The organism is Sphingorhabdus sp. EL138 (assembly GCF_900258045.1).
Taxonomy (GTDB): domain Bacteria; phylum Pseudomonadota; class Alphaproteobacteria; order Sphingomonadales; family Sphingomonadaceae; genus Parasphingorhabdus.
Genome location: NZ_OGVD01000001.1, coordinates 491,989 through 504,420 on the forward strand (window position 1 = coordinate 491,989; position 12,432 = coordinate 504,420).

16 protein-coding genes are annotated in these 12,432 nt (G+C 54.0%); 12 read left to right on the top strand and 4 right to left on the bottom strand.

Annotated features, from left to right (window positions below; all coding sequences use genetic code 11):
- Window positions 1-10: 10 nt before the first annotated feature.
- From DK507_RS17750 to DK507_RS02395, 7 genes are all read left to right on the top strand, one after another.
- The gene (locus DK507_RS17750) at window positions 11-181 is read left to right on the top strand and encodes a hypothetical protein (RefSeq protein WP_162558850.1); all 171 of its coding nucleotides are present in this window, start codon (window positions 11-13) and stop codon (window positions 179-181) included.
- Window positions 178-645, top strand: coding sequence for a hypothetical protein (locus tag DK507_RS02370; protein ID WP_109354520.1), 468 nt, complete (start codon window positions 178-180; stop codon window positions 643-645). The genes DK507_RS17750 and DK507_RS02370 overlap by 4 nt, the downstream gene beginning before the upstream one ends.
- Window positions 632-1,975 carry a DsbA family protein gene (locus DK507_RS02375; protein ID WP_109354523.1) on the top strand — a complete coding sequence of 448 codons (1,344 nt, stop codon included), beginning with the start codon at window positions 632-634 and terminating at the stop codon, window positions 1,973-1,975. Before DK507_RS02370 ends, DK507_RS02375 begins: the two co-directional genes overlap by 14 nt.
- A gap of 52 nt (window positions 1,976-2,027) precedes the next feature.
- Window positions 2,028-2,651 (top strand): TetR/AcrR family transcriptional regulator, encoded by a 624-nt coding sequence (locus DK507_RS02380; protein WP_109354524.1) that lies wholly within the window; start codon window positions 2,028-2,030, stop codon window positions 2,649-2,651.
- Between the two features lie 27 nt (window positions 2,652-2,678).
- A complete protein-coding gene (locus DK507_RS02385) occupies window positions 2,679-3,569 on the top strand; it encodes a formylglycine-generating enzyme family protein (protein WP_254054227.1) in 891 nt (296 codons plus the stop codon).
- A gap of 64 nt (window positions 3,570-3,633) precedes the next feature.
- Window positions 3,634-4,626, top strand: coding sequence for a haloalkane dehalogenase (locus tag DK507_RS02390; protein ID WP_109354526.1), 993 nt, complete (start codon window positions 3,634-3,636; stop codon window positions 4,624-4,626).
- Between the two features lie 10 nt (window positions 4,627-4,636).
- The gene (locus DK507_RS02395) at window positions 4,637-5,056 is read left to right on the top strand and encodes a DUF1330 domain-containing protein (protein ID WP_109354527.1); all 420 of its coding nucleotides are present in this window, start codon (window positions 4,637-4,639) and stop codon (window positions 5,054-5,056) included.
- On the opposite strand, the gene DK507_RS02400 is transcribed toward DK507_RS02395, so the two are convergent.
- Genes DK507_RS02400 through DK507_RS02410 form a run of 3 tightly spaced genes read right to left on the bottom strand, consistent with a single transcriptional unit; the run spans window position 5,053 to window position 7,580 of the window.
- Window positions 5,053-5,511 (bottom strand): hypothetical protein, encoded by a 459-nt coding sequence (locus DK507_RS02400; protein ID WP_109354528.1) that lies wholly within the window; start codon window positions 5,509-5,511, stop codon window positions 5,053-5,055. The two genes, DK507_RS02395 and DK507_RS02400, sit on opposite strands and share 4 nt — an antisense overlap.
- Complete coding sequence (locus DK507_RS02405) at window positions 5,508-6,500, bottom strand: glutathione S-transferase N-terminal domain-containing protein (protein WP_109354529.1); 993 nt, start codon at window positions 6,498-6,500, stop codon at window positions 5,508-5,510. Before DK507_RS02405 ends, DK507_RS02400 begins: the two co-directional genes overlap by 4 nt.
- A gap of 9 nt (window positions 6,501-6,509) precedes the next feature.
- Window positions 6,510-7,580 (bottom strand): MBL fold metallo-hydrolase, encoded by a 1,071-nt coding sequence (locus tag DK507_RS02410; protein WP_254054228.1) that lies wholly within the window; start codon window positions 7,578-7,580, stop codon window positions 6,510-6,512.
- Window positions 7,581-7,722: 142 nt separating this feature from the next.
- On the opposite strand from DK507_RS02410, the gene DK507_RS02415 reads away from it, so the two are divergent.
- Genes DK507_RS02415 through DK507_RS02435 form a run of 5 tightly spaced genes read left to right on the top strand, consistent with a single transcriptional unit; the run spans window position 7,723 to window position 11,718 of the window.
- Window positions 7,723-8,730, top strand: coding sequence for an NADP-dependent oxidoreductase (locus DK507_RS02415; protein ID WP_109354530.1), 1,008 nt, complete (start codon window positions 7,723-7,725; stop codon window positions 8,728-8,730).
- Between the two features lie 6 nt (window positions 8,731-8,736).
- Window positions 8,737-9,681 (top strand): haloalkane dehalogenase, encoded by a 945-nt coding sequence (locus tag DK507_RS02420; RefSeq protein WP_109354531.1) that lies wholly within the window; start codon window positions 8,737-8,739, stop codon window positions 9,679-9,681.
- 1 nt (window position 9,682) lies between these two features.
- On the top strand, window positions 9,683-10,768 hold the full coding sequence (locus DK507_RS02425; RefSeq protein ID WP_109354532.1) for a DUF2855 family protein: 1,086 nt from the start codon (window positions 9,683-9,685) through the stop codon (window positions 10,766-10,768).
- Window positions 10,769-10,793: 25 nt separating this feature from the next.
- Entirely contained in the window at window positions 10,794-11,096 is a 303-nt protein-coding gene (locus DK507_RS02430) for an EF-hand domain-containing protein (RefSeq protein ID WP_109354533.1), read from the top strand.
- A 4-nt stretch (window positions 11,097-11,100) separates the two neighbouring features.
- Window positions 11,101-11,718 (top strand): glutathione S-transferase family protein, encoded by a 618-nt coding sequence (locus tag DK507_RS02435; protein ID WP_109354534.1) that lies wholly within the window; start codon window positions 11,101-11,103, stop codon window positions 11,716-11,718.
- 9 nt (window positions 11,719-11,727) lie between these two features.
- On the opposite strand, the gene DK507_RS02440 is transcribed toward DK507_RS02435, so the two are convergent.
- Window positions 11,728-12,429 carry a hypothetical protein gene (locus DK507_RS02440; RefSeq protein ID WP_109354535.1) on the bottom strand — a complete coding sequence of 234 codons (702 nt, stop codon included), beginning with the start codon at window positions 12,427-12,429 and terminating at the stop codon, window positions 11,728-11,730.
- Window positions 12,430-12,432 lie beyond the last annotated feature (3 nt).

Below are 12,432 nucleotides of genomic sequence, written 5' to 3' on the forward strand. Positions count from 1 at the left end.
AGGCGCTGTGGTGAAATTCAAAACTATCTGGGTGGTATTGCTAGGAATACTCTATGCTTCATTCTGGATCTGGTATGGCGGCAATGGCGACCCGATTTCGCAGACCGAGGGCGAAAAGATGCTGGCGCAGGTTGAGAGCTACATGGTATCAAATTTGAAGACACGCCCGAGGGCAGCATGAGCCGCAATCTTCTCGCGATGCTCCCCAATGATGACGGCAAGGAATTTTATGCGGTCAATCTCGAAACCCGCGCCAAAGGCCCGGAAGCGGAAGAAGCCGAAGCCCGCTATGGCGAGATCGTGATTCCCCTATTGCTCAAACGCGGTGGCCATCCGGTATTTATCAGCGAGCGTGCGGGATTGATGCTGGGCAAATATGGCGAGCGGGTCGACCGGGTCGCGGTGGTGCGGTACCGTTCCTTGCGGGACCTGCTTGATATGATTGGTGGCGAGCGGATGGTCGAGGGGAACAAGTTCAAGACCGCATCGCTGGCCCATACGGAGGTGTTCATCACGCGGCCGACAATTACTTTTGTACAGGTGCGCCTGATGTTGGGAATGCTTTTTCTGATCCTCGCTATTGTCGGGTGGAAGCTGATCGGCTGGCTACAAAACAGGAAGCGTAACACCGATGCTGGAGCCTGACAAAAATCCCAATCCTCGCCTGATGGTCGATCCGCCGAGCTGGCTCCGCCACCTGATGCGGCGGCAGTTTGATAAAGTCACTGACCTCAAGCAAGTCATCAAACGCCGAGAGAAAGCGGAAAAGAAGCGGCAGCGTAGCGGCGATCCGCATATTGTGGAATATTTCCACCAGCTGGATGACCCCTATTCGCATTTGACTGCGCAGGTGCTGGCCGTCTTTGCCGAGCGCTATGATGTTGTGATCAAACCACATCTGATCCGCGCCTCGGGCGGCAAGAACCAGCCGGAGATGGAAAAACTCGCCCAATGGGCACGGCGCGATGCGGAATTGATTGCGCCCTATTATGGACTGACGTTTCCGAAAGATGCACCGATCCAGCCGAGCGTCGGCAATCAAATGGCATGCGCCCTGTCGCTGTCGGCCAAATCAGGTGAAGAATTTGTGGCTGCGCTGTTCGACGAAAGCGTGGGGCTTTGGAGTGGAAAAGCCAGAAATGAAATTGACGGTTCAACAATCGACGCGATTTTGGATAAGGGCAGCGCGCGGCTCGCTGAACTGGGGCATTATTCAGGAGCGACATTCTATTATGCCGGTGAATGGTATTGGGGTGCGGACCGGCTATTCCATCTCGAACAGCGTTTGCGCGACCTGGGTGCCTGCAAAGCGCCCGATCTGCCTTTCATCTGCCCGCGTCCTGATATAGATGTCAGCGGCGTTGATGCGAGCGGATTGATGCTCGATTTCTACCCCTCACTCAATTCGCCTTACACGTCGATCATCTATGACCGCACGATCACCCTCAAAAACGAATGTGGCATCAGGTTCAATCACAAACCGGTGCTGCCCATGATCATGCGCGGGGTGCCAGCCACCCGCGCCAAGGGCATGTACATTATTTTCGATACCAAACGTGAAGGCGAGTTTCTGGGCGTGCCTTTTGGCCCGATGATAACGCCGATTGGCGAGCCGACGCGGCAGGCCTATTCGCTGCTCCCCTGGGCCGTGCAGCAGGGCAAGGATGAGGCGCTCATGTCTTCCCTGCTCGCGCATGCCTTTGCAAAGAGGATTGGGCTTCACACCAGAAAAGGCATGAAACGGGCCGTTGAAGCTGCCGGACTGGACTGGCAGGAGGCGCAGCAATATCTGGGCAGTGAAGACTGGAAGCCGATGGTTGAACGGCATCAGGATGAAATGGTAAAAGGTCTCGGCTTGTGGGGCGTCCCGAGCTATCGCCTGTCAGGCACCGACGGTGAACCCGATTTGGCCGTCTGGGGGCAGGACCGGCTGTGGCTGATTGCAGCCGAGATCAGGCGCCGTGCAAAGGGGTAGTGTTTTGGCGCGTTAAATGCCAAAGCTTGAAACAGATTAAGCGGAATGAGTAATGGCAAAACAAAGTGCAGCGATAAGAAAACTGACTCAGGCTAACAAGCCTGATCCCGATGGTCGGCGTCAACGCAGTCAGGCCAGCCGTACCAAAATCATCACCGCCTTCATGGAACTGATGGAAGCCGGCGATCCCAGTCCCAGCGCAGCACGTGTTGCGGAACAAGCAGGAGTAGGTTTGCGCTCGGTATTCCGGCACTTTGACGATATGGATTCCATTTATGCGGAGGTAGACCGACTGCTGAATCAGCAATGGAGACCGGTGCTTAGCAAGCCCTATGAATCTGCCGATTGGCGAGACCAGTTGATTGAGTTGATCGAGCGCCGGGCTGAAGTGAATGAAAATATCTCTGCTTTCAGGCTGATCACGATGTTCGCGCGCTTTCATTCTGTTCAGCTTATGGAAAATTATGAGCGGCTGATGAAAAATGAAGCCGATGCCCTGAACGCCATTTTGCCCAAATCCGTACAGAGAGACAAAAGAAGAAGCGGAGCGATTTTGCTAGCGACAAGCTTCGATAGCTGGCGTTTGTTCAGACACGATCAGGGATTGAGCAACAAGCAGACGATTGAGACAATGGCACAGATCGTCAATGATATTATCGCGCATATTAACGACTAGATTGTGCATATCAGGATAGCCGGTCTTTTGTTTTTGTTGCTGTCCGCTTGCGGGCAGGATGTGACAAATCCGGAAGCGCAGATTTGCACTGGCCTCACAGAAAATGAAATGGTCTGGATTCCCGCAGGCAGTTTTACCATGGGCGAAAACCCCCGCTATCGCGAAGAAGGACCACCCAGAACAATCCATGTGGATGGATTCTGGATGGATGCGCATGAAGTAACCAACGCGCAATTCGCAGCCTTTGTGGAAGCCACCGGATATAAAACGCTAGCCGAACGGGAACCACCGAAAATGGAAGGTGCGCCAGCAGAAATGCAGCAGCCCGGCTCGGCGGTTTTTAACGTGCCGAGTGACGATGATCCGCGTTGGTGGCACTGGGTTCCGGGCGCTGAGTGGCGACATCCCTCTGGACCGCATGAAAAAATAGTTGGCCAAGAGAAAGTACCGGTCGTCCAGATCGCTTATGATGATGCGCTGGCCTATGCCGAATGGGCAGGCAAGGAATTGCCCAGCGAAGAGCAATGGGAATATGCGGCTCGCGGCGGCGAAGCTGCACGACCAGAACCCAAAGATGCTGCCGGCGCGCCGCAGGCGAACTATTATCAGGGTGTTTTTCCTGCCAGAGATCTGGGTGAGGATGGTTTCACAACGCGCGCACCAGTGGGATGCTTCAAGCCCAATGGCTTCGGGCTATATGATATGCTGGGTAATGTTTGGGAATGGACCAGTGGAGACGGGGTACGTGCGGATGCCAGCGAAGGTGTGAAGGTGATCAAGGGCGGGTCATATCTATGTGCAGCCAACTATTGCGCCCGCTATCGCCCCTCCGCCCGGCAGTTTCAGGAACGCGGGCTTGGCACAAATCATATTGGATTCCGGCTGGTCGACAACGACAAGCCTGCGCCCACAGACTGATTCAAGTTGACTGCATATAAGTGACATATATAGTGTCAATATATTTACAATAGGGAACCTCCCAATGAAGATCTTGCGAACCCCGGATGTCCGTTTTGAAAATCTGTCCGGCTATGATTTTCAACCGCATTATGCGGAAGTGACCGCTGCCAATGGCACCGCGCTTCGCCTGCATTATCTCGACGAAGGCCCGCGCGATGGAGAGATTATCCTGTGTATGCACGGCCAGCCGTCCTGGTCCTATCTGTACCGGAAGATGATACCGATCCTGGTCGATGCCGGTTTTCGCGTCATCGCCCCCGACCTGATCGGTTTTGGCAGGTCCGACAAACCCTCACATATAGATGACTATACCTATCAGAACCATGTGGACTGGATGAACCAGTGGTTCCGGTTGATGGATATTTCAGATGTTACTCTGGTCTGTCAGGATTGGGGTGGGCTGATTGGCCTGCGCGTCGTGGCAGACAATGTGGATCGTTTTGCCCGGCTTGTTATCGCCAATACCGGTCTACCATCGTCCCAGATAGTTACGCCTGAAATGTCCGAGATGCTCGGCAAACTTTATCCCGCCATCCCCGTTCCCAATGCGGCAATGGTTCAGGAGCAATTTGCCAGTGGTTCGCCAACAGCCTTTCTATACTGGGTAAAATATGCGGCTGAAAGCTCAGAATTTACGGTGCGTGAGGTATTCAACCTTCTTTCCGGTATCACGGACCAGAATATATTAGACGGTTATGAAGCGCCGCATCCCGACGAGAACCATAGTGCCGGTGCTCGTAAGTTTCCATCTTGTGTTCCCCTGTTGCCGCATCACCAGGCAGACCGCGATGCCAACGACAAGGCATGGGAAGTTCTGGAGAAATTTGAAAAGCCGGTCCTGACGGCATTTAGCGACGGTGATCCGGTAACAAAAGGCGGTGAAACCCAGTTTCAGGAGCGCATTCCCGGCGCGAAAGGCGTTGAGCATGTCACGATCAAGGGCGGCGGGCATTTTTTGCAGGAGGATCAGCCTGAACAGCTGTCCGAAGCCATTATCAATTTTATGAAATCATAGGAGCAACACCATGAAAGTTGTCAACCAGGTCAATCCTTCGCCCGAACGCATGCAGGAATTTTTTGGGGGCAAGGAAGATGGTGCGTTCGTCATGGTGAACTTGCTCAAATTCAAGGAGAAGGCGGAATATCCCGACGGTCGTGAAACCGGGCTCAGCGGCGCCGAGGCCTATGCTCTATATGGTGCTGCAGTGCTGGAACGCCTTGCGGCCGTTGGCGCAAAGCCGGGCTATAGCGGACCGGTCACCGGCCTGATGCTGGGCGAAGTTGAAGAAAACTGGGATATGATCGCGCTGGCCGAATATCCTTCGCTGGAAGCTATGAAGACCATGATCATGTCGCCCGAATATCAGGCCATTTCGGTGCACCGGACGGCTGGTCTGCAGGGCCAGCTCAATATCAAGACCAAGCCGGGTGCCTTGGGTAACTAGTCCTTTGCCTTTCGTGGCGGGATGAGCGACAGCACCAGCATCACAAGGGCGATGATCGGAATCATCATATTGCCGACCTGGCCCGGCGCGGTGCCGATCGTTTCCACTGGTTTGAACTGGCCGATCAATCCCCGCCCGATCCATTCCACAAGCACGATCAGCCACATGAGTGGCACCATGGAATTGTAACGGACAGCCGCCAGCAACATGACCATGCCCAGCAATAGTTGCACCAAGCCCCATTGTGCAAAGATGGCGATAATGGTTGCGGCTGCTCCATCAGAATAACTATCGAGCGGGATGGTCGCGATGCTCTGCGCCCCGCCATCGGCTGCGAAAATATGGTGCTGGCTACGCCAGAGGGTTACCGCTGTCAGCACATAGAAGGCCCAAAGTGCAATCTTCTGCCCGGGAAAGACATTGTCGAACCGGGCCGGGAGAAACCGTTCTATCATTGCAAAAATTCCAGGCAATCATTCTCGCCCAATATCGGATCAACTGTGGCCCGCGCATCGGCATCCAGCGCCGCATAACGGCTGCGTAAATCGGCCAGACATTTGACCTGATATTTGAACGTGCCCTGTGAATAGGGCTTGCCCATCGCTTCAATGCTGAACGTCTCTTCACCTGCCTCCATGGCAGCTGCATTGGCGAGCAGAAATGGGGCATAGACCTCCCCAACCTGGGCGAGCAACTTGCCGACCACTGGTTTGAACGGCGAGTCAGGAGCATCCCATTCGCCCTCAATTCCCGACATATCATCAACATGCAGCAACCATCGGAAAGTGTAAGGGTGGTCTTTGCGCATCATCTCTTGCGCGGTCGGATCCACGCCCAGCTGGGACAGCTGACCATAGATCCCCAGCTCCGCCAGTGATGGCCGCGCCCCGAACAGATAGTGTTCGTTGACCACATGATCTTCCAGCGCTTGCAAAACCGCACATGTTGAGGCCTCGATCAGTGGAAAATTTTCTCTTTTGCAGCCGACAATCGCCATGCGGCCGACCTGTCTGCCCCGGAAATGCTCGGCCATGCCCTGGCTTTGCTCAAGCCCGCCACCTTTCATCGCATCGAAGGACAGCCAGCGGCTCATCTGGATCTGGTCCACTTCCTCCAGCCAGCGATAGCCAAACATGGCCTTGGTCAGCCATTCATCGGCGAAATCTTCCAGCAGATGCGCGATAAAGGCCTGGGCGGGATCAGGCGGTACCACCCGGCGTTCCTTATGGCGTTCCTCCAGGTCATAGAGAACCGGCGTTGAGTCATTATGAAAGCTGCCATCGGGATATTCGATCACCGGAATGACCGGAGCTTTGACTTTTTCCGCTGCCAGTTGTTGTGCATGTCCGCCATGTTGCCAGACATGGGTGATCCGCCGATAGCGCATCAATGCGCGCATCTTCATCGAATAGGGTGAGCCCAGCGCTCCGTGGATAGTGTACATATGCGTATCCTATTTTAACTGTGTCTGTTCGATATTGGTCTTGCCTGCCGGCAAGCTGAACAGCATGCCGTCTTCACCAACCGTGATTTTCCCATCAAATTTATCCGGTGCATCGGCCAGAAAGGCGGGGTAGAAATAGCTGCTGGGAATAGGCGGCACCAGATGGCTGAGCACCAGCTGTTTTGCGCCAGCCGCCTGTGCCGATTCCGCTGCTTCGGTAGGCGTGGCGTGATAATCCATTATATCCTTGGTGATAATCGCAACATTGTCCATCCCGCGTTTTTCCAGACCCGCAGTCATCTGCTTGACCATATGTGAGGCCAGTGCTTCATGAACAAGCAACTCTGCACCCTCGCAAACCCGCTCAAGATTGGCTGATTTTGCCGTATCACCGCTGATACAGGCAGAGCGCTCTTTGTAGTCAAACCGATATCCAACGGCGGGAACAACCGGATCATGATCGACCTTGAAGGCTGTGATTTTCAGACCGTCTTTTTCAAGGATTACCGCCATTTCACCAGTCATTTCAAAGGGTCGCGCTTCTGCACCGCCACCGGTTGAAGGCGCAATTTTCTCACCGTGATGGGCCGTGCGATATGTATTGTCAGTAGCATAGGCAGCGTTAAAGCCATCCACAATCGCCTCCACCCCCGTCGGTCCATGCACCGGAAGCGGCGCCTTGCTCGCGCCCTGCGTCCAGTGGAAAAGCATCAACGGCCCGATGCCATCAACATGATCGGAGTGGAAATGGGTCAGTAACAGGCCATCAATCTCAGGCGCCGGTATCGCCATAAGATTGAGATTACGGGCGCCGCCTTCGCCAATATCGACGACGTACATCTGTTTACCGGCAATTACGACATTGCACGGCCCCGCACGATCCGGGTTGGGAAGCGGCGAACCCGTTCCACACAAACCAACATGCAGGCCATCTTCCAACCCAGCCACATTGTCTGTTCCAACCCGGCTTTCGATTGCCCGTTCAAACAAGGCCATTCCTATCTGTTTCTGAAACAGAAAAGCAGAAGCAATCACGGCGGATATCAGAACAGCTGAAATCAGAATTAGCTTTTTGAACAAGAAATCTCTCCAACTACAGGCGGCGACGGCAGCGAGCCATTGATATGGCACTATAAATGCCATTAAGCAATTGCCATATGCAGGAGTTTGGGTATTATAGCACATATAGTGTCAATATATCGATGAATTATGGACCAACGGAATGACAGATAACAAACCAGTACAAATTCGGATGTCAGACTATCCAGGTAAGGGAAACGCGCGCAACATCTGGCGCATCACTCATGATCCATTGCGCTCCATTGAAGAAGGAGAAGTGCTGGTTCGGCTTGACTATATCTCCATTGATCCAGGCATGCGCGGTTGGATCACCAACAAGCGCAGCTATATGCCACCAGTGAAACCGGGCGGTGTCATGCGTGCCTTTGGTATGGGTGAAGTATTGGAATCCCGGGCGACAGGGCTTGCTGTGGGCGATCAGGTCACGGGATTTACCGGTGTGCAGACGCATGGCGTTTTTAAACAGGAGAGCTTACGCAAGATCGGACTTCCCGGCGTTTCGCCCCATATGTTTCTATCGGGTCTCGGCATGACCGGTTACACCGGCTATTTTGGCATGACCGACATCGGCCAGCCCCAAGACGGCGAAACGGTAGTCGTATCGGCAGCATCCGGAGCTGTTGGCAGTGTGGCTGCACAAGCCGCCAAGCTGGCCGGTGCACGGGTTATCGGTATTGCCGGCGGTTCCGACAAATGTGGCTATCTGACCGATGAACTGGGTCTGGATGCTGCAATTGACTATAAAAACGACGATATCAACGCCGCACTAAGCGCAAATTGCCCGGATGGCATTGATCTCTATTTTGACAATGTTGGCGGTGATATATTGAGCGCCGTATTGAACCAGATGAATTATAAAGGCCGAATTGTCGTGTGCGGCGGCATTTCCCAATATGACGATTTCGCGAGCGCAGCCGGCCCGGCCAATTTCATGACTGTTGTCACTCACAGCCTCACCATGCGCGGTTTTACAATGCGTGACTATATGCACCGCGTGCCCGAAGCGCTGGAGTGGCTCGTGCCGGCGTGGACAGAGGGCCGGATCAAGTTTCGCGAACATATAGTGGAGGGAATAGAAAATTTCCCCGATGCTTTCGATATGGTCTTCGAAGGCAAAAACCATGGCAAATTGTTGCTCAAGATAGGCTGAATCTAAATGGAAGTTTTGCGTACGCCCGATGAGTGTTTTGATGGTCTTGCTGACTATCCATTTTCGCCTAACTATGTTGATGTGTCAGATACCGAAGGCGGAAGCCTACGCCTACACTATGTGGATGAGGGGGCTCGTGACGGCCAGCCTGTTGTAATGATCCATGGCAATCCGACATGGTCCTATATGTGGCGCAAGCTGATCCCCGTTCTGGCCGGGAATGGGTATCGCGCCATCGCCATCGACCTGATCGGCATGGGGCGTTCGGACAAGCCCACCAAGATGAAGGATTATACGATCCCGCGCCATCAAGCGTGGGTGGAGGAAGCGATCTTCGACAAGCTGGATCTGAAAGGTGCCCATTTTATCCTACATGACTGGGGAGGGATTATCGGCCTGCGTGCGATTGCAGACAATCAGGACCGCGTTGCCAGCGTCATTATGTCGAACACGGGCTTTCCTGTGCTGGATCCCGACGAACCGATTGCGACAATGACGCGTCCGGGCGCAAAGATGCTGCGCCAATTCCAGCTCTACATCCGTTTTAAGAAGAATTGGCAGCATTGGAAAACGCTTAGCAATATTGCCCTAACCAACATGCCAAAGGCCGATGTTGCCGGCTTTGCAGCGCCCTACCCTCATAAGAAATATCTAACCGGCAACCGCCAGTTCACACAGATGCTGCCGACCCGGAACGACAACCCGATGCTGACCGAAAACTGGCACGCGTTGCAAAAACTCAAAAGCTTTGAAAAGCCGTTCCTCAATCTATTCTCAGACAAGGATCAGATCGCTCCAAAAGGCTTCAATAGCGTGCGGCCTATCATTCCGGGCACCCGGAACTATGAACCGGTCATCCTCAAAGGCGGTTCTCATTTCCTGCTTGAGGATGTGCCACAGGAATATGCCGCCGAGGCGTTGAAATTTCTTAAATCAGTGGAGACCAACTGAAATGACCAAAGTCACCGAGCTACGGGTAACCCGCGACAAATTGCGCGAAACAAAGGTTGTCGAAAGCGACCAAAAGCCGCTTGAAGACGGGCAGATTCGTGTTGCCGTCGACAAGATGGGGCTGACGGCGAATAATGTCAGTTATGCCGTTTCTGGCGAAGCGATTGGTTATTGGAAATATTTCCCGGCGGAAGGTGAATGGGGCAAAGTCCCCGGCTGGGCGATGGGAGATGTGGTCGAATCACGCAGCGACGCCATTTCTGAAGGCGAACGGCTATATGGTTTCTTCCCGATGGCCAGCGAGGTGATCCTGGAACCCGGTCGCACGGCAGATGATTTCTTTATGGATGAGGCGCCGCACCGCGCTGAGCTTCCCGCGCTCTACAATCAATATCGCCGAACACGGGGCGAACCGGACTTCCTTCTCGCGCTTGAAAATGAGCGCTGCTTGCTTTTCCCGCTCTTCGTCACTTCCTTCGTTCTCTATGACTATTTGATCGACAATGATTTCTTCGGTGCGCAGCAGGTTATTATCGGTTCGGTATCATCGAAGACCGGCTTTGGTCTGGCCCATCTACTCAAGAACGATCCCGCGGTGAGTCAAAAAGTTGTGGGCCTGACATCATCCGGCAACGTGGGTTTCGTCGAAAGCCTCGATTGTTGCGATCAGATTGTGACCTATGGCGATGAAGGCGAGATTGAAGCGAGTCTTCCATCTGCTTGGGTTGATATGTCGGGGGATGGCCCGCTCACTGGCAAGTTACATCGACTATTGGGCGACAACATGGTTGAAAGTTGCATAGTCGGTGCAACCCACTGGGAGGCTGAGCGCAAACGCGACAAGGACTTGCCCGGTGCGGTGCCCACTTTCTTCTTTGCCCCCGGGCACATTGCCAAACGCGACGCCGAATGGGGGGCAGGCGAAATCTGGCGACGCGGTTCTGAGGCCGGCGCCGAGATCGCCAAATCGGTTTCAGACCAGATAACGATCGAGAAGATATCGGGTGCGCACGAAATCGCCTCGATCTGGAAGCAGATGCTTGATAACAATGTCTCACCCAGCCGCGGCATCATGATTTCAATCTGACAATATTCAACAAAGGAAACCAGCCATGCGCCTTTCGATTCCGGTATCATTTTTCGCCCTGACCATTGCGTCTCCGGCCCTCGCGCTCAACGCCGCCGCGGACAGGACGGCTGCCCAGGAAAATTTCAGTCAGGCCGATGGCAATGAGGACGGCCAGCTGACAAAGTCGGAGTTTCGGAAATTCATCAATGCCAATGCGGCCGACGATATTGGCCGGGCATCGACGATCAAGCGTTTCGGTGCCTATGACAGGGCTTTTGAAAGAGTAGACGCGAACAAGGATGGCCTTGTAACTCCAAAAGAACTCGCGGCTTCACAAGGGAAATAATGTCATGACACTCAAACTGCACTTTGCCCCGAACAGCCGGGCCAGCCGGATCAGCTGGCTGCTTGAAGAGCTGGAACTGCCCTATGAGCTTAACGCTATGGCTTTTCATCCCAAGGATCTGAAATCGGATGAGCATCGCGGTCGCCATCCGCTAGGCCGCATTCCCGTGCTCGAAGATGGCGATGTGTCGATTTACGAGTCTGGCGCGATTGTGGAATATATCCTCGAGCGCCACAAAAACGGTGGTTTGAAACCGGCGGTCGATGATCCGAACTACCCCTATTACCTGCAATGGTTTCACTATTGCGAAGGTATGGTGATGCCGCCGGTCAACACCATCGTGGTTCACACATTATTGCTGCCGCCCGATCGACAGGACGAAACCGTGCGTGAGCAGGCCAAGCGCCTGCTGACCAAGGCTTGGAAACCGGTGGACGAAGCCCTGGAAGGCAAGGATTATCTAATCGGTGATTTTTCCGGAGCCGATATCATGCTCGGCCATGCGGCATTTATGAGCAACCGCCTGGGCTGCGTGACCGATGATATGTCGAACCTGAAGGCCTATGTGCAGCGGATTACTGAAAGACCGGCCTTTGCCAAGGCGATTATAATGGGAACCTAGGCTAGAGACCTAATCCCCAAAAAGCGAATAGCGCGGGCCTCTTGGCTTGGGAGTTTTATGTTCCTCTGGCAATTTGCAAAGCCGGTTCATTTTGGTGGTCGATCCATCGGCATATTCCCACACCAGCTGCTTGCCATCCATATAGCGGCGCACAACCACCGGACCCCAGCCGAAGACATTGAAATCCAGCTTCCCATCCCGCCATTTCATGCTGGCAGAGGTCCGGTTGCAATATTCCTTTTCACCGATGGTAAACAGCACCGAGCCTTCAGTGTCGTTTGAATTGAAACCGCCAGTTTTGTTAGTCCCGGAATCGTGGATAATCCCGGCAGCGGTTATGACCGTGCGGTCGCCGCATTGCTCGACACGCTCAAGATGGCCGATCTTGGCATTCTCATCACCGCCCACACCAATCCACAGTCCGCGCATATCGTCCGCACCCTCGACAAGGGGCTCGGTACATTCTGCCAATACGGGAAGCGGGAAATGATCATAGGCACAGCCCGGTGTATTCCCTTTGGCGATGTCCGCCGCCATTTTTCCGCTGCCATCAAGTTCGAGCATTTCGCAATAGTTGATGGTGCTGCCGTCTCCTGCCAGCGTCGCCGGATCTATGGTGAGCGGCGGGCGCGGCGAGAAAAAGGCTAGCCAGAACAGGAATAGGAACAACAGCAGCAAAGTGCCTGAGATACGGAGCGTCCATTTTTTCATATA

Excerpts from the sequence above, each read along its gene's own strand:
- DK507_RS02370 (WP_109354520.1), top strand. The coding sequence starts at position 178 with ATGAGCCGCAATCTTCTCGCGATGCTCCCCAATGATGACGGCAAGGAA.
- DK507_RS02375 (WP_109354523.1), top strand. The coding sequence starts at position 632 with ATGCTGGAGCCTGACAAAAATCCCAATCCTCGCCTGATGGTCGATCCG.
- DK507_RS02380 (WP_109354524.1), top strand. The coding sequence starts at position 2,028 with ATGGCAAAACAAAGTGCAGCGATAAGAAAACTGACTCAGGCTAACAAG.
- DK507_RS02390 (WP_109354526.1), top strand. The coding sequence starts at position 3,634 with ATGAAGATCTTGCGAACCCCGGATGTCCGTTTTGAAAATCTGTCCGGC.
- DK507_RS02395 (WP_109354527.1), top strand. The coding sequence starts at position 4,637 with ATGAAAGTTGTCAACCAGGTCAATCCTTCGCCCGAACGCATGCAGGAA.
- DK507_RS02400 (WP_109354528.1), bottom strand. The coding sequence starts at position 5,511 with ATGATAGAACGGTTTCTCCCGGCCCGGTTCGACAATGTCTTTCCCGGG.
- DK507_RS02405 (WP_109354529.1), bottom strand. The coding sequence starts at position 6,500 with ATGTACACTATCCACGGAGCGCTGGGCTCACCCTATTCGATGAAGATG.
- DK507_RS02415 (WP_109354530.1), top strand. The coding sequence starts at position 7,723 with ATGACAGATAACAAACCAGTACAAATTCGGATGTCAGACTATCCAGGT.
- DK507_RS02420 (WP_109354531.1), top strand. The coding sequence starts at position 8,737 with ATGGAAGTTTTGCGTACGCCCGATGAGTGTTTTGATGGTCTTGCTGAC.
- DK507_RS02425 (WP_109354532.1), top strand. The coding sequence starts at position 9,683 with ATGACCAAAGTCACCGAGCTACGGGTAACCCGCGACAAATTGCGCGAA.
- DK507_RS02430 (WP_109354533.1), top strand. The coding sequence starts at position 10,794 with ATGCGCCTTTCGATTCCGGTATCATTTTTCGCCCTGACCATTGCGTCT.
- DK507_RS02435 (WP_109354534.1), top strand. The coding sequence starts at position 11,101 with ATGACACTCAAACTGCACTTTGCCCCGAACAGCCGGGCCAGCCGGATC.
- DK507_RS02440 (WP_109354535.1), bottom strand. The coding sequence starts at position 12,429 with ATGAAAAAATGGACGCTCCGTATCTCAGGCACTTTGCTGCTGTTGTTC.